The sequence below is a fragment of the Rahnella rivi genome (assembly GCF_019049655.1).
GTDB lineage: Bacteria > Pseudomonadota > Gammaproteobacteria > Enterobacterales > Enterobacteriaceae > Rahnella > Rahnella rivi.
Genome location: NZ_JAFMOX010000062.1, coordinates 174,013 through 198,631 on the forward strand (window position 1 = coordinate 174,013; position 24,619 = coordinate 198,631).

21 protein-coding genes are annotated in these 24,619 nt (G+C 54.4%); 9 read left to right on the forward strand and 12 right to left on the reverse strand.

The window, feature by feature from the left end:
- Positions 1 to 206 precede the first annotated feature (206 nt).
- Together kdgK and J1779_RS16100 are read right to left on the reverse strand one after the other, a co-directional pair.
- Positions 207 to 1,145, reverse strand: a complete 939-nt coding sequence (gene kdgK / locus J1779_RS16095) for a 2-dehydro-3-deoxygluconokinase (RefSeq protein WP_136375766.1) — start codon at positions 1,143 to 1,145, stop codon at positions 207 to 209.
- A 204-nt stretch (positions 1,146 to 1,349) separates the two neighbouring features.
- Positions 1,350 to 1,586 carry a 2-hydroxymuconate tautomerase family protein gene (locus tag J1779_RS16100; protein WP_305775608.1) on the reverse strand — a complete coding sequence of 79 codons (237 nt, stop codon included), beginning with the start codon at positions 1,584 to 1,586 and terminating at the stop codon, positions 1,350 to 1,352.
- Positions 1,587 to 1,838: 252 nt separating this feature from the next.
- Between J1779_RS16100 and pdeH the strand changes: the two genes are divergently transcribed.
- Together pdeH and J1779_RS16110 are read left to right on the forward strand one after the other, a co-directional pair.
- Positions 1,839 to 2,615 carry a cyclic-guanylate-specific phosphodiesterase gene (pdeH, locus tag J1779_RS16105; protein ID WP_056775700.1) on the forward strand — a complete coding sequence of 259 codons (777 nt, stop codon included), beginning with the start codon at positions 1,839 to 1,841 and terminating at the stop codon, positions 2,613 to 2,615.
- 212 nt (positions 2,616 to 2,827) lie between these two features.
- Positions 2,828 to 4,882 (forward strand): AsmA family protein, encoded by a 2,055-nt coding sequence (locus J1779_RS16110; RefSeq protein WP_056775698.1) that lies wholly within the window; start codon positions 2,828 to 2,830, stop codon positions 4,880 to 4,882.
- A 114-nt stretch (positions 4,883 to 4,996) separates the two neighbouring features.
- On the opposite strand, the gene J1779_RS16115 is transcribed toward J1779_RS16110, so the two are convergent.
- The 4 genes from J1779_RS16115 to J1779_RS16130 form a co-directional block, all read right to left on the reverse strand.
- Positions 4,997 to 5,764 (reverse strand): CDP-diacylglycerol diphosphatase, encoded by a 768-nt coding sequence (locus J1779_RS16115; RefSeq protein WP_056775696.1) that lies wholly within the window; start codon positions 5,762 to 5,764, stop codon positions 4,997 to 4,999.
- Between the two features lie 59 nt (positions 5,765 to 5,823).
- Positions 5,824 to 7,146 carry an MFS transporter gene (locus J1779_RS16120; RefSeq protein ID WP_056775693.1) on the reverse strand — a complete coding sequence of 441 codons (1,323 nt, stop codon included), beginning with the start codon at positions 7,144 to 7,146 and terminating at the stop codon, positions 5,824 to 5,826.
- A gap of 287 nt (positions 7,147 to 7,433) precedes the next feature.
- Entirely contained in the window at positions 7,434 to 8,573 is a 1,140-nt protein-coding gene (gene yhjD, locus J1779_RS16125; protein WP_056775691.1) for an inner membrane protein YhjD, read from the reverse strand.
- 84 nt (positions 8,574 to 8,657) lie between these two features.
- Positions 8,658 to 9,557 carry a LysR family transcriptional regulator gene (locus tag J1779_RS16130; RefSeq protein ID WP_217204237.1) on the reverse strand — a complete coding sequence of 300 codons (900 nt, stop codon included), beginning with the start codon at positions 9,555 to 9,557 and terminating at the stop codon, positions 8,658 to 8,660.
- Between the two features lie 126 nt (positions 9,558 to 9,683).
- Between J1779_RS16130 and J1779_RS16135 the strand changes: the two genes are divergently transcribed.
- Entirely contained in the window at positions 9,684 to 10,442 is a 759-nt protein-coding gene (locus tag J1779_RS16135; protein WP_217204238.1) for an SDR family NAD(P)-dependent oxidoreductase, read from the forward strand.
- Between the two features lie 21 nt (positions 10,443 to 10,463).
- On the opposite strand, the gene J1779_RS16140 is transcribed toward J1779_RS16135, so the two are convergent.
- Positions 10,464 to 11,210: a flagellar brake protein gene (locus J1779_RS16140; RefSeq protein WP_056777153.1), complete on the reverse strand. Its 747-nt coding sequence runs from the start codon at positions 11,208 to 11,210 to the stop codon at positions 10,464 to 10,466.
- Between the two features lie 364 nt (positions 11,211 to 11,574).
- On the opposite strand from J1779_RS16140, the gene J1779_RS16145 reads away from it, so the two are divergent.
- From J1779_RS16145 to mqo, 6 genes are all read left to right on the forward strand, one after another.
- The gene (locus J1779_RS16145) at positions 11,575 to 12,153 is read left to right on the forward strand and encodes a cytochrome b (protein WP_122097223.1); all 579 of its coding nucleotides are present in this window, start codon (positions 11,575 to 11,577) and stop codon (positions 12,151 to 12,153) included.
- A gap of 31 nt (positions 12,154 to 12,184) precedes the next feature.
- Complete coding sequence (locus J1779_RS16150) at positions 12,185 to 12,727, forward strand: tetratricopeptide repeat protein (RefSeq protein WP_056775682.1); 543 nt, start codon at positions 12,185 to 12,187, stop codon at positions 12,725 to 12,727.
- A gap of 80 nt (positions 12,728 to 12,807) precedes the next feature.
- Complete coding sequence (locus tag J1779_RS16155) at positions 12,808 to 13,257, forward strand: sigma-70 family RNA polymerase sigma factor (RefSeq protein ID WP_238485181.1); 450 nt, start codon at positions 12,808 to 12,810, stop codon at positions 13,255 to 13,257.
- On the forward strand, positions 13,254 to 14,030 hold the full coding sequence (locus tag J1779_RS16160) for an anti-sigma factor family protein (protein WP_217204239.1): 777 nt from the start codon (positions 13,254 to 13,256) through the stop codon (positions 14,028 to 14,030). Before J1779_RS16155 ends, J1779_RS16160 begins: the two co-directional genes overlap by 4 nt.
- A gap of 314 nt (positions 14,031 to 14,344) precedes the next feature.
- A complete protein-coding gene (locus tag J1779_RS16165) occupies positions 14,345 to 15,994 on the forward strand; it encodes a malate:quinone oxidoreductase (RefSeq protein WP_122097227.1) in 1,650 nt (549 codons plus the stop codon).
- Positions 15,995 to 16,389: 395 nt separating this feature from the next.
- Positions 16,390 to 18,042 carry a malate dehydrogenase (quinone) gene (gene mqo, locus J1779_RS16170; protein WP_136375761.1) on the forward strand — a complete coding sequence of 551 codons (1,653 nt, stop codon included), beginning with the start codon at positions 16,390 to 16,392 and terminating at the stop codon, positions 18,040 to 18,042.
- Between the two features lie 66 nt (positions 18,043 to 18,108).
- Here mqo and J1779_RS16175 read toward each other — a convergent pair whose 3' ends face one another.
- The 5 genes from J1779_RS16175 to J1779_RS16195 all read right to left on the reverse strand — a co-directional run bounded on the left by J1779_RS16175 (position 18,109) and on the right by J1779_RS16195 (position 24,616).
- A complete protein-coding gene (locus tag J1779_RS16175; protein ID WP_217204240.1) occupies positions 18,109 to 19,608 on the reverse strand; it encodes an amino acid permease in 1,500 nt (499 codons plus the stop codon).
- A gap of 51 nt (positions 19,609 to 19,659) precedes the next feature.
- Complete coding sequence (locus J1779_RS16180) at positions 19,660 to 20,112, reverse strand: beta-galactosidase subunit beta (RefSeq protein ID WP_217204241.1); 453 nt, start codon at positions 20,110 to 20,112, stop codon at positions 19,660 to 19,662.
- On the reverse strand, positions 20,112 to 23,168 hold the full coding sequence (gene ebgA / locus J1779_RS16185; protein WP_217204242.1) for a beta-galactosidase subunit alpha: 3,057 nt from the start codon (positions 23,166 to 23,168) through the stop codon (positions 20,112 to 20,114). Before ebgA ends, J1779_RS16180 begins: the two co-directional genes overlap by 1 nt.
- Before the next feature lie 216 nt (positions 23,169 to 23,384).
- Positions 23,385 to 24,365 carry a transcriptional regulator EbgR gene (gene ebgR / locus J1779_RS16190; protein ID WP_217204243.1) on the reverse strand — a complete coding sequence of 327 codons (981 nt, stop codon included), beginning with the start codon at positions 24,363 to 24,365 and terminating at the stop codon, positions 23,385 to 23,387.
- Between the two features lie 29 nt (positions 24,366 to 24,394).
- On the reverse strand, positions 24,395 to 24,616 hold the full coding sequence (locus tag J1779_RS16195; RefSeq protein ID WP_217204287.1) for a hypothetical protein: 222 nt from the start codon (positions 24,614 to 24,616) through the stop codon (positions 24,395 to 24,397).
- Between the last annotated feature and the right edge of the window lie 3 nt (positions 24,617 to 24,619).

Consider the following 24,619-nt stretch of genomic DNA (forward strand, 5'->3'; position numbering starts at 1 on the left):
GATCGAGAATATTTCGGTTTCTCGCGTGCGGTGATGGTTTAACGCCCCGCGCCGAAACCCACCAAAGGAGGGAAGCGCTTTCCCTCCTTTGGATCCCTCCTCGCGTTATCGGTTTTGCCGCGACATGTTAAGTGAGCACAGCACTTAAATAACCGACGCTTTCACAGTCTTGCCGCCCGGTCCTCATTGCAGGTGAAAAACTGCCCTTATGCCCGCTCAGGCATAAACTCCATCGGAATGATCGCCCCGCGATGCTGAATCACGGTGCTTGCTGTTTCATGCCCGCGTACGGCGGCTTCCACTGCGCTTCCGCCGGTCAGGCGCACAGCCAGGTAGCCCGCGCTGAAGGAGTCACCGGCTGCCGTAGTATCCACCACTTTCTCTTTCGGTAATTTCACGGCGGGCACATCGTGCAACTCGCCTTCCGCGCTGGACACGATGCAGCTGTCTGCGCCGCGTTTCACCACCACTTCGCTGACGCCCAGTGCGTGCGTGCGGGCAATAACGTCTTCATAAGGTTTTTCACCCCACAACATGTCTTCATCATCGAGCGTCAGGAAGGCGATATCGGTGCAGGAAAGCATGGCGTTGTAGGCGGACTGCGTCTGTTCTTTGCTGGCCCACAGACGCGGACGGTAGTTGTTGTCGAAAATGACCTTACCGCCGCGTGCACGGCAGGCTTTCAGCAGGGTCATCAGGCGGTCGCGGCTTGGGTCATTGAGGATCGCCAGGCTGATGCCGCTCAGGTAGAGATAATCGAATTTCGCCAGTGCCTGACAAATCTCTTCAGACTGCGGGCTGTCCAGCCAGTAACGCGCTGCGGCGTCGTTGCGCCAGTAGTAGAAAGTGCGCTCGCCGGTGTCATCCGTCTCAATCACGTACAGGCCAGGCAGTTTGTTTTCCAGACGCTGGGTCAGATCGGTATGAACCCCTTCCTGTTGCCACGCCTGCAGCATCTCATTACTGAAACTGTCATTGCCCAGCGCCGTCACGTAATGCACGTTCAGCGCATCAGGAGACACCTGGCGGGCGATATACACAGACGTATTCAGCGTATCGCCACCAAAACCACGATGAAGGGCATCGCCTTTTTGTGACAATTCGATCATGCATTCGCCGATAACGGCAATGTTTTTACGAGTCATTTTACCTGGCCTATGTCTGAAGCATTAAAACGAAAGAGAAGAAAAGTCCGTCATTATTGCGCTCTAGTCTCTTCATAAGAATGCGGTCAGTCAATTAAATTAAAACGAGGTTTTATTTTTTACGAGGAAGATCGAAAAAAGGGATGCAAGCGATATGAAAGTGGAAGCCGCGGGGCTTCCATCTGATGTCAGGGTAAAGACGTGTTATTTAGCTTCGTTACGCAGTTCGGTCACCGGACGCCCTCCCAGCCCCCAGTTATCCGTATCGATTTCATCGATGATCACCGTCGTTGTCGCCGGATTTTTCCCCAGCGTATCGACCAGCAACTGCGTCACGCCTGCGATCAGCGCTTTTTTCTGTTCGGCGGTCGCGCCATCGCGGGTGATTTTGATGTTTACGTAAGGCATTTTTTCTCTCCGTCTCGGGAAGGTGGGATTAATGACGTGTTAAACGACCTCCAATGTAGAGCCTGTACAAAAGAACTTCCAGCGCGCATTGAGGTATTTACAGGCAAGAAGAGGAAGGGAAATACGGAGTGATTAAAGTTTCTGCGCGCTGCGCCGATAGATATCTCTACAAAAGAAAGCCAGGAAATCGAACTACCTTGTCGGCACGTCATACATCGTAGTCGCGGAAGACATGTTGCCGCATGTCCCTGATTATCTGACTCTTATTCATGACGGCAGAAAAATATGATAACTAAGATGATGTTAGGGCTGATTACGCCTTCTTTTACCGCGCTTGAGCGCGTAAAAGCACAGTCATACTGGCGTCAATGTCAGAGAGTGTACCGTTTTCAGCCCATTTACCGTACAACTGGAAAATTACTGGGTATTGAATTGCTGACCGGCATTTTCCACCCGGCCGAGCCGCAGAAATTTATTTCGCCTGAGCATTATTTCGTCGCGATCGCCGTAGGCAAACGCCTGCAAATCGTGCAGGAGCAGCTAGATCTTTTGCAGCGCTGGCAGCGCTTGTTCATTGATAACGGCCTGCTGGCGTCCATTAACGTCGATGGTCAGGTGCTGGAGATGCTGCAATCGGAGTCCTCTTTGCGCGCGCAAATCAGTGCGATGCCGTACGTCCGGTTTGAGCTGGTCGAAAGTGCTGAAAATGCGCTGAGTATTCCGCTGTCGCAAATCGAACAGTCCGATCGTCTGTGGCTGGATGATTTCGGTCAGGGTATCGCAAACTTCTCGTCTTTCACGACCTGGCATTACGAGTACATTAAAATCGCCCGTGACCTGTTTATTCTGCTGTGTCAGAGCGAAGAGGGCTCGCGACTCTTCTATACGCTGGTGACGCTGATGAACCGCTACAGCAAGGGCGTGATTATTGAAGGCGTGGAAACTGCCGCCGAATGGGCGATGGTGCGCCAGTCTGATGCGCTGGCGGCGCAGGGGTACTACCTGGCGCGTCCGGCCACTTTCGACGGGCTGGATAATCTGCCAATACATTTCGAAGAATAATGAATCACACCAAACTTTGTACAGGCAAGTCTCAAAATGCCGGACGGGTTGCAGTGGTGTGATACATTGTTATCGCCCTGATTTTATTTGATTTATGCCTTTCTCTTCCTTCCGCACCTCTCCGTTTCTTCTGCACCGTTTCAGGCAAGCTGAGGCGAATTCAACTATGTTTAAACTCTGGAATTCGTTAACTGTCTGAAAGGAACCCGTTTATGACGCGCACAGGTAAGGTGATCTCGTGGATTGCCGGTGTGATTATTATTCTGCTGATCGCCATCGTTATTTTCATCGCGATGTTTGACTGGAATCGCCTCAAACCTACGATCAATCAAAAAGTCAGCGCTGAGCTGAACCGTACGTTCGCGATCCGTGGCGATTTGGGTGTGGATTGGTCACGCCAGAAAGACGAGGCGGGCTGGCGTGCGTGGGTTCCGTGGCCGCACATCCATGCCGAAGACATTGTGCTGGGGAATCCGGCAGATGTGCAGGGCGGTGAGAAAGATGCGCAGATGGTGAAACTTGCCCGCGTAGATGCCAGCATCGCGCCGCTGGCGTTACTGCATAAAGAAGTGCTGATCCCGAGGATTTGGCTGAAACAGCCGGATGCCTCGCTGCTGCGTTTAGCCAACGGCAAAAATAACTGGACGTTCAATCTTGCCAACAGTGATCAGAAAGACCCGGCACAGCCACCGTCAGCCTGGTCGTTTACCCTCAACGACATCGTCTTTGATCGCGGGCAGATTGATTACAAAGATGCCGTGATGAAAGCCGATTTCCGCGCAGTGATTGATCCGCTGGGCAAACCATTGCCGTTCACCGAAGTTACCGGCGATAAAAAAGACGCACCGAAAAGCAAAACGCCGCCGTTCGTGTTTGGCTGGAAAGTGGACGGCAAATACAACGGTGAATCGCTCTCCGGCAGCGGGAAAATCGGCGGGATGCTGGCGCTGAAAGACGCAGATGCGTTGTTCCCGTTACAGGCAGACGTCCGCTCCGGGAATACCCGCGTGGCCGTCGCCGGGACATTGCAGGATCCGATGAACCTCGGCGGTCTGGATTTACGCCTGAAGTTCTCCGGCCAGACGCTGTCTGATTTGTATGGCCTGACCGGCGTGCTCTTACCGCAAACGCCGCCGTATTCCACTGATGGTCATTTATCGGCGACGTTGCACGATAAAAACGGCGCAATTTATCGTTATCAAAACTTTAACGGTGAAATTGGCGACAGCGATATCCACGGTTCCCTGACTTATCAGGCGAGTAAGCCGCGTCCGAAACTGACCGGCGAAGTGGTGTCTAAACAGCTGCGCTTTGCCGATCTGGCACCGCTCATCGGGGCCGATTCCAATAAAGAGAAAGCGAAACGCGGTGAGACGACGCGTCAGCCTTCTGACAAAGTGCTGCCGGTCGAGAAGTTCGATACCAAATCCTGGGGCGCGATGGATGCTGACGTGAAGTTCAGCGCAAAACGCATTGAACATGGCGAATCTCTGCCGCTCAGCGATTTGAGTACCCATCTGAAACTTAACAACAGCGTTATCCTGCTCGACCCTCTGCGCTTCGGTGTGGCGGGCGGTAATCTCAATTCCACCATCAGGCTGGAAGGAGATAAATCGCCGATGCGGGCGCGTGCGGATCTGCATGCCCGCCATCTGAAACTGAAACAGCTGCTGCCAAAAATGGAATCCATGGAACGCAGTCTGGGGGATCTGAACGGTGATGCGACGCTCACCGGTACCGGTAATTCCGTCGCCGCGCTGCTGGGCACCAGCAACGGTGATATGAAAATCCTGATAAATGACGGCGTAGTCAGCCGCAGCCTGATGGAACTGGCGGGGCTGAACGTGGGGAATTATCTGGTCGGGAAACTGTTCGGCGATGACGAAGTGGCTATTAACTGCGCTGCGGCCAACGTCAACATCAAAAACGGGCTGGTGACGCCACGTCTGTTCGTGTTCGACACTGAGAATGCGGTGATCACCATCACCGGCAGCACCAATATGGCAACCGAACGTCTGGATCTGACCATCGACCCGGAAAGTAAGGGCCTGCGCGTGCTGACCTTGCGTTCACCGCTGTATGTGCGCGGGACCTATAAAAATCCGGATGCGGGCGTCAAACCGGGGCCGCTGATTGCCCGTGGCGCCGCCGCCGTCGCTCTCGGGGCCGTCGTTGCCCCGGCCGCTGCCCTGCTGGCGCTGATTTCCCCAAGCGACAGCGCAGAAAACCAGTGCGGCCCGATATTGCAGCAAATGAAAGAGAAGTGATGTTAATAAAGGGGCGATATCAGCAACCCTGGCGCAGCCTGTTACGCTGCTGCCAGGTTGCCAGCGCAGGGGAATTATCGCGTTTCGGCATGTCTCCCGCGCTGTTTATCTGAATCACTGAGGCACGGGATCCAGTACCTTGCAGTCATGGTCCTGGATCTCCTCGGTGGAGGCGTTATTGAGTTTCAGTAAGTCACGTTCGCTTGCCAGCAGCAGGTAATCGCCGCCTTGCAGGCTGACCATCGCCATACCGAAATGCCCCATCTTTTTGTCGGCGCCCGGCACGCCAGCGGCCAGAATGCGGAAAGCCCCTCGCTGATTGAGCTCAGAGGGGGTGACTTTGCGTGCCAGATAGGTGTGGCCGAGCAGTTGATCAGGCAGTGTCTGCCAGTCGTATCCGAGCTGCGCGCTGTCTTTAATCAGCGTGGCTTTGACCTGTGGCAGCAGACAGGAAATATGGATGTGCAGCTGGTTCTGCGACCGTCCGTATTGTGAGTTGATCGCCAGTGAGACATTACTGTCGTCGATCGGTTTTCCGTATTTCTCCGCCATAAAATGCCGCGCACTCCAGGCCTGACTGAAGAAATTCGGCGTGGCCGGTTCCAGCAGTGCCGGGCTTTCCATGCCAGTGATCCGCGCACTGGGCATCAGTAAATACTGCAACGGGCCGTTCAAATCTTTCAGTACTACAAATCCCTGCTGTTCATCGACCTGCGCACAAGGCGCGGGTTTTCCGCTGCTGCGCTGATTAGGCACGCATTTCTGACTGATGATATTCCACAGGGCATTGGGATTTGAGGTGTGAGGCCAGAAGAACCAGAAAGCGGCGGCAATCACGATAAGCAGAAGCAGGGCCGGCAGGATCAATCGTCGTAAGCGCATAAGAAACCTTCGCAGAAGGCACCGTGCCGGGCGCATACCGGGCACGGTGTCCAGGTCAGTTACAGTGACTGATGGGCGGTTTCTTTGGACAGCAGCAGCGCAATTAACGTCAGCGTTGCCATAAAGGCCAGATAAACGCCCACATAGAACAACCCGTAATGGGTTGCCAGCCAGGTGGCGATGTACGGCGCAACGGACGCACCCAGTATCGAAGACACATTATAGGAGAAGGATGCGCCGGTATAGCGAACTTCCGTCGGGAACAGTTCCGGCAGCAAAGCCCCCATCGGGCCGAAAGTCAGGCCCATCACCATGAATCCGCACAGCAGGAACACCATCACCAGTGCCTGCGAGCCGGAACCCAGAATCGTCGGGAAGCTCAGCGCGAAAACGATCATCAGCAGCGTAATGCAAATCATGGTTTTGCGACGGCCAAATTTGTCAGCCAGTTGGCCGGCAATCGGCACCATCACGCCGAATCCGATCACGCCAAGCATCAGCATCAGCAGGAACTCATTACGCGGAATGCCCAATCCGACAGGTTTTGCGGCAGTGCCGTAACCGAGTGAATACACGGTCATGATGTAGAACAGCGTGTAAGTTGCCACCATGATGAAAGTGCCGAGGATCGTCGCTTTTTTGTATTGAGTGAACAGCGTGCCGATAGGCACTTTCACCTGTTTACCGGCTTTGGCAATTTTCGCGAACACCGGCGTTTCATGCAGCGAAACGCGAACGTACAGACCGACCAGTACCAGCACGGCGGAGAGCAGGAACGGCACGCGCCAGCCCCAGGAAATGAACTGTTCGTCAGTCAGCAGCCACGACAGCAGCAGGAACATGCCGTTAGCAAAGAAGAAGCCGATCGGCGCGCCGAGTTGCGGGAAAGAGCCGTAGAGCGCGCGTTTTTTCGGTGGCGCATTCTCGGTGGCGAGTAATGCCGCACCGCCCCATTCACCGCCCAGACCCAGACCCTGACCAAAGCGCGCCAGTGCCAGCAGCATCGGTGCGAACACGCCAATGGTGGCGTAAGTCGGCAACAGGCCGATGACCACCGTGGACACGCCCATGGTCAGCAATGAGGCCACCAGCGTGACCTTACGGCCAACGCGGTCGCCGAAGTGACCAAACAGCGCAGAGCCGATCGGACGTGCAATAAAGGCGATGGCAAAAGTAGCGAGTGACTGTAGCGTGGCGGCCGTCGGGTCGCCCTGCGGGAAGAAGATATGCGGGAACACAATGACGGCGGCGGTCGCGTAGATGTAAAAGTCGAAAAATTCGATGGCCGTACCGATTAGCGATGCCACGATGACTTTGCCGCGGGAGTTCTGACTCACCAGGTGCGCGTCAGCTTCTAATTCTGGAGTGATAGTGGCTTGCATAAGTGTTTCTTATTTGTAATGAGTGAGAGGGAACTAATGTAAATAAATGTATAGCTAAAAGGCATCTTAAGCAGAGCGCGACGGCATTTCAACGCGGCAGGGCGCAGGGAAAAGGGCATTTCAGGCGGGATCGGGCGATTGTTTTATTAACATCCTGTTTCACCCTTCATAAGTTCGGGGAACAGATGAAATGCAGAGTAACTGACTGGAAAACGGCAAAATAAAAGTGCACGCCTCAGTCAGTTATTCTGGTTTTCAGGGTAACGCAGAGACTATTTCAGTGCTAATCACTGCTTTTGTACTTTGGTGTCAGTATTAACGTCTGCGATATGTATTTCGTCTGGCACGATGACATGGTCAGGCGAGTATTCACTGTCGTTTACCGTTGTCCCTTTTGCTTTCTGCGCGGCCTTATCTTTGCGGTCTGGCATGCGCGGATCGTCTTTGTACTGCGCGGTGGCAATCCATGCGGCGACAAACAGCGTCAGACGGGCGAAGAAATAGAAGAACGCCATCAGGCCGATCACCGAACCAAAGGCGGCACCGGACGGCGAGGTCGCCAGGCGCGGCAGCGTCATGGTCATCACAAATTTGATCACCTCAAAACCGATCGCCGCCAGCAGCGTTCCGCGCAGCAGGGCTTTTTTTCGCGGTTTATGACGCGGCAGCATCCAGAATATCCACAGGAACAACAGATAGTTGGCCGCAATGGAAATCACCAGCGCGATGCTGGTCATCACCGGCCTGAGCCACTCGATCCCGCCCAGCCCCAGCGCATCCACAATGGATTTTTGCGCCGAACCGGCAATGGAGGTCAGCGACAGGGTAATGATCAACGCCAGCACCAGACCGGTCAGCGAGACGAAGTCACGGAAATAGCGGCGGTAGATTTTCTCCTGATCCTGCGGGTTACGCTCCCAGACATCGCGCGACTGTGCGCGGATCGCTTCACGCAAATTCCCCATCCAGCTGATGCCGGAATACAACGCAATCAGCAGCCCGGATAATCCCACCGCGGTACGTTGCTGGATCGCCGTGTTCACCGTACTTTTCAGCGTGGCCGCCAGATTAGGATCGCTGATGCTGTTGACGATCTTATTGATAAGCTCCGCCAGCAAATCCGGATTCGAGGCCAAAACAAAACCGACGGCGGCGAACGACACCATCAAAATCGGGATCAGTGACAGGAACGAGAAATAAGTGATCGCCGCACCAAACTGGCTGCCGAGGCGATCATTAAACCGCTCGGTGGTGCGCAGCAGATGCGCCACCCATCCCCAGGATTTGACGTGTTCCACCAGGTGCGAAAATCTGCCGATGTTTTTATCCACCGTGTGATTGCCGGTTTTGATGTTAATCAGCGGCGTCGCTTCTTCCTGCTCAGCCGCGGCGTTTTTTGAAAGGTCTTCTTTTGAAATGAGGGGCATTGATCCATGTTGTCCTTAAAAGTGCATCCAGCCCTAAGTATAGACACCTGAGCGGCTCAGGCGACGGGGCAGCGGTTTAACCGCTCAGGCAATGAACGTTTGGGATATTTCTGTCAGCCAGTCCATGAACACTTTCACCCGCCGCGACAGGTTAAGGCGGTGCGGATAGACCAGCGTGACCGGCATCGGCGGCGCGCAGTATTGCGGCAGGACACTGACCAGCTGGCCGTTTGCAAGCGGGTCGCGTACGCCCATCAGCGGCACCTGAATGATGCCCAGACCCGCAAGACAGGCGGCTACGTAGGTTTCCGTGCTGTTGACCGTCACCGCGCCACCGCTCCTGACGGTTTTCAGCTGTTTGCCGTCCAGATACTCAAAGACATCACTGTGGCTGCCGAGCGTTTGCTGGTAATGCACCATCGCGTGATGGGCCAGCTGTTCGGGGTGCTCAGGCGTGCCGTAGCGTTGCAGATAGCCGGGGCTGGCGCAGTTGATCATGCTGAGAGCGCCGAGCGGGCGGGCAATCAGCCCGGAATCTTTCAGCGTGCCGGAGCGGATCACACAGTCAAACCCCTCGCGCACCACATCCACGCGGTGATCGGTGCTGCTCAGTTCGATTTCCAGCGCCGGGTAGCGGTTGAGAAACTCCGCCAGCCGTGGCAACACCAGATGGGTAGCCATGCCGACCGACATATCCACCCGCAGCCGCCCGCTGACGCTGGCCGGATTCGACTGAAACATCGATTCCAGCTCTTCCATATTGGCCAGCAGCTCTTTGCAGCGCTGATAAAACACCTGGCCGTCTTGTGTCAGTTGTACGCGGCGCGTCGAGCGGTGCAGCAAGCGGGCAGACATCCGGGTTTCCAGTTGCTGCACCAGACGCGAGACACTGCCCTTCGGCAAGCCCAGACTTTCGGCAGCGCGGGTAAAATTGCTCAGTTCGGCGACACGCACGAAAACCTGCATCGATTGTATTTTATCCACATTTTGCCCAATTGTTGTTTGAAGTGAGACAGTGAAACTCATTATGGGGCATTTATCACGCGCGCGTAATCCAATAGGCTGGATTTCATCCAATGCAGCAGTGACATAAACATGATGAGGTCTGGAATGAACCGTAAAATCGCGATAGTGACCGGTGCAAGCCGTGGTTTAGGCAAGAATGCTGTTGAAAAGCTGGCAAGAAAGGGCGTGGACATCATTTTGACTTACCACAGCCAGCAGGACGCCGCGCAGGCGGTGGTGAAATCGGTCGAGGCGCTGGGCGGCAAGGCTGTGGCACTTAAACTCGATGCCGGAGACAGCAGCAGCTTTGATGCGTTTGTTACCAGCGTCAGCCACCAGCTTCAGCAGATCTGGCAGCGCGATACCTTTGATTTTCTGGTGAACAATGCGGGCGTCGGGCTGCACGAGTCTTTCGCGAAAACCACCGAAGCGCAGTTCGATTTGATGATGAACATCCACCTGAAAGGGCCGTTCTTCCTGACACAAAAACTGTTGCCTCTGATGGCTGACGGGGGCCGTATTCTGAACGTATCCAGCGGGCTGGCGCGTTTTGCGCTGCCGGGCTCTTCCGCTTACGCCATCATGAAAGGCGCGGTGGAAGTGCTGACCCGCTATCAGGCAAAAGAACTTGGCGCACGCGGTATTACCGTCAACGTGCTGGCACCCGGCGCTATTGAAACGGATTTCAGCGGCGGAATGGTTCGCGACAATCCTGAGGTCAATAAAATGGTGGCCGGTAACACTGCGCTGGGCCGCGCCGGATTGCCGGATGATATCGGGGATATGGTGGCGCTCATGCTCAGTGATGAGGCGGGCTGGATGACCGCCCAGCGGGTCGAAGCTTCAGGCGGTATGTTTATCTGATCCGACGTTTCTGGCCGGTATTTAATCGTGCTGGAAACGCTTCGCTTTTATATGCTGTTGTTTTTCCAGCTCGAAAATAGCCCGTTGCAGGTCGCGTTCCTGCGCGGGTGACAAACGCGGAAACTTAAAGCTCAGCCGCTGGGTGCTGACCGTCTCGCCTTTATTGCTCACCGATTTACGCGGCATCGAACCGATATACTGCAAATCCAGTTTAAAGGTGCCGAGTTCCGCCAGCTGGATCAGCGAATCTTTCAGCACTTCGCCCGAGGCAATTTCCGGCAGGGTGGTGCCATCAATCTCCAGCCCCAGACCGCCGAGGGAAATATCCCTGACCCGGTAAGCAAAGTCACTGGCATCGGCTAATTTACCGCTGCAACGGTAATCCGGCAGCCAGGGTACGCTCACGCGGAAATATTCACGGCGTTGAATGAAATAGAGAACCGGCGGAATATCACAGATAAACGTAGGCAGGCCGTCGTAGGTGACCTGACGCACTTTTCCGCAGGCGAATTCCACTTTGGCACCCGCAGGCTCAGCGACAAAACTCAGCGTGTCTGCGGCCATCGCCAGACCGTTTTCATAATCAGAACTGCCCAGATCGAATAAGAACTGATGACCGTCGGCATTCACGTCCAGAATTTTACTGATAAATTGCCCACGGGAATGGGTGACCATCACCAGCGTCTGGTTTTTTTTCAGATCCCGTAAAACGGACAATATTGCCAGCGTGTTACGCTTAGCAAACGACTCTTTGGGTACTTCGCTCACCTGCCACACCTCATAATTCATTAATCATAAATTGCTGGCGCAGCCTTTGACGTATAAAGCGCCCGTTACGGTTATCGGCTACCCGGAATAAATCTTTATTGTACTGACCCTGATATTTTGCGCGGTTCAATGTGAAATTTCGGCGTCAGGTCAGGGAAGATCTGCCGCCCTGAATCTATATATAGGCGATTTTTCACCCACGTGAGTATCATTTTTTCCCGCTTCGGAATTTTATTACGCTGACTGTGGGCGGTCACGCCGGTCGCTCAGTTTCCACTCATTTGAAAATTTTTCTCTTTTCATCGAATAAAAAACCGTGCTCAGGTGTTTACCTTCATATCGAACACTGACGGGTACCGTTCTTATGCAAAATTCTTCTTCTGTTCTTCGCAGCCGTTACGACGGGCTGACCATCCTTCTGCACTGGCTGACGGCGCTGGCCGTGGTCTTTCTGTTTGCCAGCGCGCACATCTGGGAAGTGCTGGAGCGCGGTACGCCACTGCGTAAAGGGCTGCAATCCGTGCATATCTCGGTGGGCATTCTGCTGGCGGCGATCATTGTCGGGCGTCTGCTGTGGCGGCTGTTCACCGTCAGCACGGGGCGTAGCAAACAGAAACCGATTGCCATGCCCACGCTGCTGAAAGCCGCTTCGCACCTGACCCATCTGGCGCTCTATTTACTGCTGGTGGCGCAGATCACCCTGGGCTTTTTATTCCGCTGGTCGCAGGCCGAGCCTTTCTATTTCTTTGGTTTATTTCCGATCCCGGATGTTTTCAATTTCGACAGCGTGATGACCAAAACTTTTGGCTCATTGCATAACAACGTGGCGTGGGCGCTGATTATTCTGGCTGGCGTGCATGCCCTGGCGGCACTTTTCCATCATTACGTTCTGCGCGACGGCATTCTGCGCCGCATGTTACCGGGCAGTGAAAGCCGCCCGTAAATCATCAATGTGTACCCTACAGGACATCATCATGAAGACGAAAAAAACGGTTAACGCGCTGTCAGTGGCTTGCCTGGCGGCTAATTTGCTGCTGTTCGCGGGCGTTGCCCACGCGATGGGCGACGATTCCGACGCGAAAAAAACGCCGGACTGCCCGAAGGGGCAAATCTACGACAGCAAAACCAAAAGCTGTATGGTGGATAAAGGCAGCATGATTTCCGATCAGGATAAAACGCAGTACGCCTATCATCTGGCGAAAACAGGCCGTTATCAGGAAGCGCTGACCGTGCTGAATACGCTCAAAGATCAGAACACCAAAGAGGCGTGGAACTATCGCGGCTATGCCACCCGTAAACTCGGGCGCACCGATGAAGGCATCAGCTATTATCAGAAGTCGATCGCCATTGACGCTAATTACGCCAAAGTCCGGGAATATCTCGGCGAGGCTTATATGATTAAAGGGCGTCCCGATCTTGCCAAAGCCCAGCTGGCCACCATCAAAGGCTTATGCGGCACCGGTTGCGAAGAGTATCGTGATCTCAGCGCCGCCATTGACGGGCATCCTGAATCCTGAAAACGGGGAAACGATAAATCTCACCCACAGACTTACGTCACGAACTGAGCCAGTGTCTGGCCCGCCTCTGGCGCTATGCGATGGTGTTATCGCATAAGCGCGATGTGGCCGACGATCTGGTGCAGTCCACCTGCGTGCGTGCGCTGGAACGCAGCGCGCACGTGGTGGACAGCGCCGGAGTCGATCGCTGGCTGTTTTCGATTCTGCATTCCATATGGGTCAATGAACTCAGGGCGCAGCACGTGCGTCAGGGGCAGGGATTTGTCGATGCCAGTGAGCTGGATACGCCGGCCGATGCGTTTTCATTCGAAGATAAGCACTGGCACACGCAGGTGATGCAGCGGGTGAAACGCCTGCCGGAAGCCCAGCGGAACGCGGTTTTTCTGGTGTATGTCGAAGGTTTTACCTATCAGGAGGCGGCGATGACGCTGTCCGTACCTGTCGGCACCATTATGAGCCGTCTGGCATCCGCCCGGCTGACGCTGGCACAACATGCCGGTAAGTCGTCACGACAGGGAGAGAAAAAATGAACGGTGAAACCTTATCTTCGCCATTTTCCGATGAAGTGTTAGTCGCGTATCTCGATAACCGTCTGAGTGAAAAACAGCGCGCGCAGTTTGATCAGCAACTGGCGCGTGATGACGTGCTCGGCGAGCGTCTGGCGCAGATGGCGCGCAGTAATTTGCCTTTCCACGATGCCTTTGGCCTGATGTTGCAGGATGCGCCGGTCGGCAGGCTTCAGGCCGCGCTGGATGCCATCCCCGATGCGCCGGTTTCCCGCCCGGGCGGCGTCAGCCGTCGTGCCCTGATCGCCGCGTCAGTGAGTTTTCTGGCGGTCGGCCTGCTTGCCGGGCGCTATTCCACCACCTTGCCCGCCGAAAGCACCTGGCGCGATCGCGTGGCCGATTACATGTCTTTGTATTCCGCGCAGACGCTGGCGGACGTCAGTGATTCCGTGGAGCAGCAGCAAATCCAGCTCTCGCGGGTGCAGAAAACGCTGGGCATTGCGTTAACCCCGGCGGGGCTGGTGGTGCAGGGCGCGGAGCTTAAAAATGCCCGCCTGTTGCATTACGACGAATATGATATCGCGCAAATCACCTATCTGGATGCGCGTTCCGGCCCGATGGCGTTGTGTATCACGCGCAGCGAACACCCTGGCAATACGGCGCCGCAGAGCGAAGTGCGGCAAAAAATGAACGTCATTTACTGGCGTGATTCGGGCTATAACTTCATGCTGATCGGCCACAGTCCGGCAGCCATTCTGGCGCAGCACGCCGCCACGTTGCAGGCACGCATCGCATGAGTTACGTGCTGATAGTTTCGTTACGGAACTAACTTATGTAATTATTTAAAGTATTAAACTATTTTTAATGCACGTAACGGCAATGTTAAAATGTTTACGAAATCTCGATAATATGAGTAATCGGTAACATTTGTGTGGTTGAATTGTCGTTCTGCACCGCAGTTTTCGTTACTCCCCATTATTGTCCTTTCATACTCTGTGGAAATAATCGCTTGTTTCCCACCGCATCGGGTTGTTGATTTCGTTTATCCAGGGGAAATCTGGATAGCTTTCACCTGCAAAACTAAAACTAAACATTCAGAGAAACAGACGTCATGAGAAAGTTACTTGCCATGATCCTCTGCCTTAACGTGGTTGCCTTCAGTCAGTCAGCGTTCGCAGAAGATGAAAAGCCCGTGGATGTGTTACTGATCGGCGGCGGCATTATGAGCGCGACGCTGGGGACATACCTTCAGGAATTAGAGCCAGACTGGTCCATCGACATGGTCGAGCGCCTGGACGGCGTGGCACTGGAAAGCTCCAACGGCTGGAACAACGCCGGTACCGGTCACTCTGCGCTGGCAGAAATGAACTACACGCCGGAAAAAACCGACGGCAGTATCGATATCTCCAAAGCGGTCGAAATCAACGAATCCTTCCAGATTTCCCGTCAGTTCTGGACCTATCAGGTTGAGAACGGCGTACTGCACAACCCGCGCTCTTTCATCAACAGCACGCCGCACATGAGTTTTGTGTGGGGTGATGACAACATCAATTTCCTGCGTAAACGTTTTGCGGCGCTGCAACAAAGCACGCTGTTCCGTGGCATGGAATATTCAGAAGACCCGGCGCAAATCAAACAGTGGATCCCGCTGGTGATGGAAGGGCGTGACCCGGCGCAAAAAGTCGCTGCGACCCGCATTCCGATCGGTACCGACGTGAACTTCGGCGAAATCACCCGCCAGCTGGTGGCCTCGTTGCAGAAGAAACCTAACTTCTCCCTGAGCCTCGGCCATGAAGTGCGTGACATCAAACGTAACCCGGATAACACCTGGGACGTCACCGTGGCTGACCTGAAAAACGACGGCAAAGAAAGCGTCATCAAAGCCAAATTCGTGTTTATCGGCGCAGGCGGCGCGTCCCTGACGTTACTGCAAAAATCCGGTATTCCTGAAGCGGATAACTACGGCGGCTTCCCGGTCGGCGGCGAATTCCTGGTGACTGAAAACCCGGACGTGGTGAAACGTCATCTGGCAAAAGTGTACGGTAAAGCGTCTGTCGGCTCGCCGCCGATGTCCGTTCCGCACCTCGACACCCGTATTCTGGATGGCAAACAGGTTCTGCTGTTCGGGCCGTTCGCTACCTTCTCCAGCAAATTCCTGAAAAACGGTTCCCTGTGGGATCTGTTCGGCAGCGTGAATTTCTCCAACATCATGCCGATGACCCACGTGGGCATCGACAACTTCGATCTGGTGAAATATCTGGTCAGCCAGGTGATGCTGTCCGACGACGACCGTTTCGATGCATTGCGTGAATACTTCCCGGATGCGAAGAAAGAAGACTGGCGTTTGTGGGAAGCCGGTCAGCGTGTGCAGATCATCAAAAAAGATGAGAAAGAAGGCGGCGTTCTGCGCCTTGGCACCGAAGTGGTCAGCTCGAAAGATGGCAGCATTACCGCGCTGCTGGGCGCTTCTCCTGGCGCATCCACCGCCGCACCGATCATGCTGCATCTGATGGAAAAAGTGTTCAAAGACAAAGTCGCGACGCCAGAATGGCAGGCCAAACTGAAGGAAATCATCCCTTCTTACGGCACCGAACTGAACGGCAACGTGGCGGCAACCGAGAAAGAACTGGGCGACACCAGCCGCGTTCTGATGCTCGACAACCCGCAGCCGAAAGCGGCAGAACCGGCTCCGGCGGCTGACAACTCTTCTGCTCCGAAAAAGGGTGAAGAGCAGAAGCAGGTGGCTGACGTCGCGCTCTGATCTGATTTGTTAACAAAACCATCGTAAAGGCGCGGGCAACCGCGCCTTTTTAACATTTGCTCTGCGCACGCTGTCCCTCCCCAACCCGATTTAGCACGAATTGCGCGTTCTTTGTACGCTAAAAATCCGCGCTGAACAGGGGCTGAAATCTCCGAAAAACCAGACAGGCTGCGGCCTGCATGATGATCTGCCTGGCGCATCTCCTCTTTTTTTGAAAGGTTAAATCCTTTTTTAAATTATGTAGTGATAATGTTATATTCGTTGCTGTCATTTGAAAAAATGAAGTTTCAGTAACGATCCCGCGTGTTTTTTTGCTAATTTCTTGTTCGAAGCCATAACAATATTCTTAAACGAATCGCCAAAAACAGAACTGAACATTTAGAGAAACAGACGTCATGAGAAAGATACTTGGTATGCTTCTCAACCGTGACTCACTGGGTGCCAGCGAGCCTGCGGCCGCAGAAGACGAAAAATCCGTTGATGTATTGCTGGTCGGCGGCGGAATTATGAGTGCCACCCTGGGGACCTACCTTCAGGAGCTGGAGCCAGACTGGTCGATCCATATGATCGAACGTATGGACGGCGTGGCGCAGGAAAGCTCAAACGGCTGGAATAATGCCGGTACCGGCCATTCCGCGCTGGCAGAAATGAATTACACCCCGGTGAAGCAGGACGGATCTGTCGATATCACCAAAGCGGTGGCGATCAACGAAGCGTTTCAGGTTTCCCGCCAGTTCATGGCGTATCAGGTGCAGAAAGGCGTGCTGAATAATCCGCGCTCCTTCATCAACAGCGTGCCGCACATGAGCTTTGTCTGGGGCGATGAAAACATCGATTTTCTGCGCAAACGTTTCACCGCGTTGCAGGAAAGTACGTTGTTCCGTGGGATGGAATATTCAGAAGACCCGGAACAAATCAAACAGTGGATCCCGGCAGTCATGGAAGGCCGTGATCCGGCGCAAAAAGTGGCAGCCACCCGCACCACCGCAGGCACCGACGTCAACTTCGGCGAGGTAACCCGCCAGCTGGTCGAGGCGTTGCAGAAAAAATCCAATTTCACGCTGGCGAACGGTCAGGAAGTGCGCGATATCCAGCGCAATCCGGACAGAAGCTGGCGCGTCACCATCACCGATCTCCGCCACAGCCACAAACACCACGTCGTGAACGCGAAATTTGTGTTCATCGGTGCGGGCGGGGCGTCGCTGACGTTGCTGCAAAAATCCGGTATTCCGGAAGCGCGTGACTACGGCGGTTTCCCGGTGGGCGGCGAGTTCCTGGTAACAGAAAATCAGGACGTGGTGAAACGTCATCTGGCGAAGGTTTACGGCAAAGCCGCCGTTGGCGCACCGCCGATGTCCGTGCCGCATCTGGATACCCGTATTATCGATGGCAAACAGGTTCTGTTGTTCGGGCCGTTCGCCACCTTCTCCAGTAAATTCCTGAAAAACGGTTCCCTGTGGGATCTGTTTGGCAGCGTGAACAGCTCCAACCTGCTGCCGATGACTCACGTCGGTATGGGTAACTTCGATCTGGTGAAATATCTGGTCGGGCAGGTGATGCTCAGCGATAACGATCGTCATGCGGCATTGAAGGAGTTCTTCCCGCAGGCCGAGCAGAAAGACTGGAAACGCTGGGTTGCCGGGCAGCGCGTGCAGGTCATCAAAAAAGATGGCAAGCATGGCGGGGTTCTGCGTCTGGGTACCGAAGTGGTCAGCGCACAAGATGGCAGCATCGCCGCGTTGCTGGGCGCATCGCCGGGAGCATCAACGGCGGCTCCGATCATGATGAAGTTGCTGGAAACGGTCTTCAAAGAGAAAGCGGCCAGCCCGGCGTGGCAGGCTAAATTCCGCGAAATCATTCCGTCTTATGGCACCAAACTGAACGGAAACGTAGAAGCCACCGAGAAAGAGCTGCTCGATACCAGCCGTATTTTGCAACTCGATATCCCGTCGATGAAAACGACGCCGGTCGCCGACGTGGTGCAACTGCGCCCGCTCGACGCCCATGCGCAGGAAGAAACCAATCTGCCCGCAGATATCGCGCTGTAAGGTCGGGTTCGGAAAAAAACAAAACCGCCTTCTCAGGCGGTTTTTTTATGTCTCTCTTTTTTCCCGTTACGCCCCTGACAGCGATTTGGCAACCGTCGCTTCTTTCAGACGTGCGGTTTCATTTTGCGATTCCAGCACAATTCTCGCCAGCGGCGTATCCTCGTGGTAACGGGTATTCTCATCCAGCCCTTTGGAATATTTATTGTATTTCCACCAGGCATAGCCGAGGAATAACACCAGTCCGCCGACGTTATAAAACACAATGGTAATAATGCTGGCACCGGTCGGGAAGGTCGAGGCGATAAAGCCGACGGTGAAAATCACAATCAGCGTACTGACGATGGCGATCCCCTGCATTCTCGATCCCATTTTAAAATCGCGTTCAACGCAGTCGTATTTCAGCCGCAGATTCAGATAGGCCAGCATAATAAACAGCGGTGGCAGCATCGATGCCGCGGCGGTCATGTTGATCAGTGTGTTCATTAATTCCTGTACGCTGTTGGAGCCGAGCGTCGGAATGAGCATCAGCGGAATGACGATAAGAAACTGGATCCACGCCGCACGCGTCGGGACACCGTGTTTATTCAGACGAATCGTTTTCTCGCCAAAAATCCCCTTAGGAATTTCAGTAAAGAATATTTTGACCGGCGCGGCCGTCCACATCAGCAATGAGCCAAACATCGCGGTGAAAGATACCACGCCGACGAAGCGGTTCATCATCACCGCCGGTAAACCAAAGTGCGCCGATAACCCTTCGAATACCTGCACGGTGCCGCCGGTGAAATGCAGCGCAGACTGTGCCACAAACACGTTAATTAACAAGGAGGCGATGGAATACAGCACGCCGATCACCAGCCCGGAAATAATGATGACTTTCACGAACGCGCGGCTGCCACCTTTGACGTCATTCACGTACACCGCGACCGATTCCGCGCCGCCGGCGGCCTGAAATATCCACGCAATAATGCCTAAAAATGCCCAGTTAACATGCGGCGTCATGGCCTCGACGTTAATCGGATTGGCCGGTTCAGCGCCGCCGATCAGTGCTGCGCCTGCCAGCACAATATAAGAGAACGTCAGCAGCAACATTAATGTCGAGGTCACCGACGTCATCGGCCCGAGTAATTTCGCGCCGCTGTTGGAAATCAGCGTGGAAAAGGCAAACAGGCAGATGCTGATAATAGCCGTGGTGACTGGCGTGAAAATATAGTCATGGCCTAAAAAGGCGTACGAGGCGTAGGCAATCACGCGCGGCAGCAGCGCGGTGAAGAAAAATAAATTCACGAACCAGTAGGTATAGGCGGTCATAAATGCCCAGCGTCCGCCGAGCGCGCTTTTTACCCAGGCGTAAACTCCGGCTTCCGAGTTTTTATTCAGCGAAACAAACTCGGCGATGATCAGACAAAACGGGATGAAATAGAGGATTGTCGCCACCAGAAAAACGGGCGCAGACGCGATGCCCAACTGAATATTGTTATTAATGACATTGTTGAAGCTAAAAACGGCGGCAAATGTCATGGATAACAATCCAAATTTGCCGATTGTGTTTCTGCTCGATCCGGCCATAGAAACTCTCCAACTGCGATGTTTATAGGGTAAGGGTTTTATTGTTTTTTATTATTTATTAACGAAATAACTCTCTTCGATAGTCACCTGTAAGATGATTTTTCTGACGTCTTTTTCCGGCCTGAACCGGCAGGCTTCATGATTTTCAAAAATGATCACGCTGCCTTTATTCACTTTGACTGTTTCACCCTGGCCGCTAAAAAATTCACGGTCAGTCTCATCGTCATAAGGCGCCACGCCGTGCAGGGCAGATTTCGCGGCAAACTCGATTTCTTCTGCCCCTTCGAGGTAATAATGCACATCGAAATAACGGCGGTGACCTTCGAATTCCGTCCGTTGTTTTTCGCTGCCGCTGGTTAGCCGGTAAACCAGCGAATCGCCGACAGAATGGAAAACGCCGGGACGAATATTTTCCAGGTTATTGATGGCTTCCCTGCAGCGCTGCCATTTCTTTCCGCTGCGATACAGCCGCTCAAATTCATGTAAAGAGTCGAGAATAATCATCAGTTTTCCTCCCCGGTATGAAAGGTGAATTCCGCAAGGTGCTGGCTGTCGGTGTCCTGCTGGCGGAACGGCACCAGCGTGAAGCCGTAGCGGAATGCAGAGAAATAGACGCGGTAAGAATCAAGCACTTCCGACCCCCAGGAGTTAGAACCCAGCCCCATGATTTTGTGATCGAGATTGAGCGTCAGGCAGCTGTCCGGCGTCAGTTCGTCGATGTGTTGCGCCTGTTGCAGTTGCTGCGAACTGTACGGCCACAGGCTGAAATTGATCGGCTGGCGCGGCTGAATGAAAATCCCGCGACCGGCGTTATCCCGCAGGCTGAGCCAGCGGACGTCCTGCCGGTTGCCGTTGTCCTGCGGCATCGGGTAGTTTTCAAATAAACGGCTCACCGGTTGCTGATAATGGCCGATCAGGTTGGCCTGACGGCTGTCCTGATAATTTTCGCCCGGCCCGCGGCCGTAATATTCCACCTGCGTGAAGCGGCGGCTGATGCCAACATCAAGGCCGATTTTCGGGATGACGTGGCTGAAATTGCCATAAGGCGTGCCGGATAAATCGAGGCTCACCGCGCCCTGAGGCGATATCCGCCAGCGATAAGTACAGCGCATACCGAAATCGAAAACAGGCGGCGCAATGATGCTTTGCACTTCGATCACCACGTCGTCCTGCATACGCTCCCAGCGCAGCGACCGTAAATGCTGCTGCATGATGTGCAGATGATGGGGTTGCCACAGGCCTTCGAATTCCGGTTTGTGGTTGTCGATGACCGGCTTGAAGAAGTTGATTTTCGGCGCACGGCCCAGGATTTCTTCGCCGTCCACCTGCCAGCTTTTCAGTTCACCGTCGAGGCGGGAGAATTCGAGCCGGAAGTTTTCGCCGCTGACGATCAGCTGATGTTTTTGCGCGTCGCAAAGCAGCGGGGTGACGCGTGTGGCAACCGGCGAAGCAGGCAAAGGCTGCGCCGCCTGCAACAGCATCTGATACTGGCCGAGCGGATGCTTTGCGTCACTGTAGGCGGTCGGGCTGTTTTTGCAGATGCTGACGTTGAGGAAAGTTTCCTGCCCGCTGGCGGTGAATGGCGGCAGGGAAATCTCTTCCGATTCGCCGGGTTGCAGATGCGGCAGGGTGATTTCGCGGGCTTCTTCACAGCGACCGGCCATCTGCACGGTCAGCGACAGCGTAATGTCTTCCAGTGAGCTGAACCAGTAACGGTTTTTAACACGCAGCGCGCCGCCGCTCAGGCTGACGCCGACCGGGCACAGCACCTGTTTATATTCACGCAGACCGGGGCCGGGGGTTTGGTCCGGATAAATCAGCCCGTCCATGCAGAAGTTGTAGTTGTTGGGATAATCGCCGTGATCGCCGCCGTAGGTGTAGCGCATCCGGCCATTTTCGCCGGTTTCCAGCAGGCCGTGATCGCACCATTCCCAGATGTAATGCCCCTGCAGGCTGGCGTGGCGGTTGAGCACTGCCTGATATTCGGCTAATCCGCCGGGGCCGTTGCCCATCGCATGGGCGTATTCGCAGATGATGCGCGGTTTGGCGTGCGGGTATTCACCAAACGCATTCATCATGGAAACACGGGAATACATGGTGCTGATGACGTCGGTCACTTCGGCGTCGCGGTCTTCTTCGTAGTGAACTAAACGCGTCGGATCGAGTGCTTTGCAGCGTGCGGCCATCGCGCGGATATTGCAGCCATAACCGGATTCGTTGCCGAGCGACCACATGATGATCGACGGATGATTTTTTTGCGCCCTCACATGACGCTCAATACGCTCCACATAGGCGTGTTCCCAGCGCGGATCGTCGGTGATGCGGCTCAGATCGCCGACGTTGGCGAAACCGTGGCTTTCCAGATCGGTTTCGGCCATGACGAATAACCCGTAGATGTCGCACAACTCGTAAAAGCGCGGGTCGTTCGGGTAATGGGCAGTGCGCACCGAGTTAATGTTGTGCTGTTTCATCAGGATGATATCGCGCTCCACCCGCGCCATATCGACCGCGCGCCCTTTGCGGTGATCATGGTCGTGGCGGTTAACGCCGTGCAGCTTGAGGTAGCGCCCGTTGACGTGAAACAGCCCGTCGCGCACGCAGATATCACGAAAACCGACGCGCTGCGGCACCACGGAAACCACCTTGCCCGCATCGTCATACAGTGTCAGCAGCAACTGATAGAGCTCAGGATGTTCGGCGTTCCACTGACGTGGCTGGCTGACCGGTATGTCCAGACGACAACGGGTTTCATCGCCGATATGCAGGTTATCTGCGGACAATTGCGCCACACAGACGCCATTGTCGGATAACTGCGCATGCAGGCGATAACCGCTGACCGGCTCGCGCAAATTACACAGAACGGCATCAATGCTCAGCACGGCGTCGCAGTAGTTTTCATCGAACGCGGTAACCACGGTGAAATCATTGAGATGGACAGGATTTTGGCCGGTGAGATACACATCGCGGAAAATCCCGGCCATCCACCACATGTCCTGATCTTCGATATACGTGGAGTCCGCCCACTGCAGGACGCGCACCGACAGCAGGTTTTCGCCCTGAACCGCAAACGCGCTGATATCAAATTCCGCGCACAGGCGGCTGCCTTTGCTGAACCCGGCATAATGGCCGTTCACGTAGATTTCGAAGTAGGTTTCGACGCCGTCGAATTTGATGATGATCTGTTTGCCTGCCCACGCGGCATCGAGGCTAAACGTCCGCTGATACGCGCCGGTCGGGTTACTGGCGGGCACGAAAGGAATGTCGATCGGGAACGGGAAACCTTCGTCGGTGTATTGCAGCTGGCCGTGGCCTTCCATCTGCCACATTCCGGGCACGGCGATATCGCCCCAGCCCGTCACCGGCTGGTTGTAAAATGCGTCCGGCACTAACGCCGGGTGATCAAAATAGGCAAACTGCCAGCGACCGCTGAGCAACTGAAAACAGTGGCTGGCAGCGCGGTCAAAGCGCAGCGCCTGTTGCGCATTCTCATAGCTGAAAAAACTGGCCCTCGGTGGTAAACGGTGTTCTGACTGCTTGTCGATGTTTTCCCAATTATTCACGTGATCTCTCCTGAGACGTGTATCTATGGGAAATAAGATAGTAAATATTTAGTAAAAATAACTAAAAACATTTACCGATTGTCTGAGGGATCACACTAATTAAAAAAAGCGGCGGGGGATCAGGCAGTTAATTTTTAACGATCGTCGGCGATCCCTTTGACGCCTGCCCGATCGGAAAAAGCAGGGCGTCAGAAGGTGTGAACCGGCAGGGCGGGATCAGCGGCGGGTGGTATCGCGCAACTGCAATGAGCTGGGGACAAATACGGAAAGCGGCACGTTGCGGTCATCACGCAGGCGCTCGGTCAGCAGGTTAACCGCCTGCGCGCCCATGGTTTCGGAATGAATGCGCACCGTTGATAAAGAAGGGAAAACAAAGCGTGCGGTCGGGATGTCGTTGACGCTGATCAGCGCGATCTGCTCCGGGATTTTCACGCCGTGCTCCAGCAGCGCACGCGTCACGCCCAGCGCAATGGTATCGGTGGCAATCAGCAGCGCCGGAGGGTACTGCCTGTTGTCCAGCAGCATTTTTTTGGCGCACTGGTAGCCGGACTGGCTGGTGAAATCGCCGTAATAAATATCCTCTGCCTGCACCACATTTTTCAGCCGGCCATATTCCACAAAAGCCTGCTCGCGCTGATCGGCAAATTCAGGTTCATCGCGCCCGCCGATAAACCCGATCCTCGAATAGCCTTGCCCTATGAAGAAATCGATCACCTTCTGGCTGATCTTAAACAGATCGACATTCACACAGTCGGACTGCGGATCGTCCATCACGCCATCAATAAACACGACCGGGAGGGATTGCTGACTGAGTTGCTGATGAAGCGCGGCCTGCGGCTGTCCGATAACCAGAAAGCCCTCGGCAGACGGCAGGGCTTTATCGCCGGTAAAGTCGTAGCCGGAAACCAGCGTAATGCCGAGTTTTTCGCATTGTGTTTCAATGCCATAGCGCATGGAAAGATAATAAGGGTCATCAATTTCCAGCCCCTGGCGGTAAGTGAACAGCGCGGCAAACGTCATGCGGTGGGTGGCGTTGCGCCTGGCCGACGACAGTTTGTATTCCAGGCGTTCTGCCGCTTCCAGAATTTTCTGCCGGGTCTGCGCTTTTACGCTCAGGCTCGGATCGTCATTCAGCACGCGTGAAACCGTCGCAACGGATACGTTCGCGGCCTCAGCGATTTCCTTTAATGTTGCCATCAGCGTCTCAGTCCAGGGTTATCAGTAAATCAGGCGGTTAGCTTAATGGCTACGCGGACGCATGTATACACGCCGCATGCGCGCAGGGCTGCAAAAATGCAGTGTGACCCGGTTAACGCTTTACCGATATTTAAGTATATTTTAGTAAAATATTTACTAGTATGCGTTTTAATTTCTGGCTCACTTTCAGCCCACTCACCCTGAGCGATGCGCATACCGATGAAGAAAATATCACTCAATAAAATACTCATATT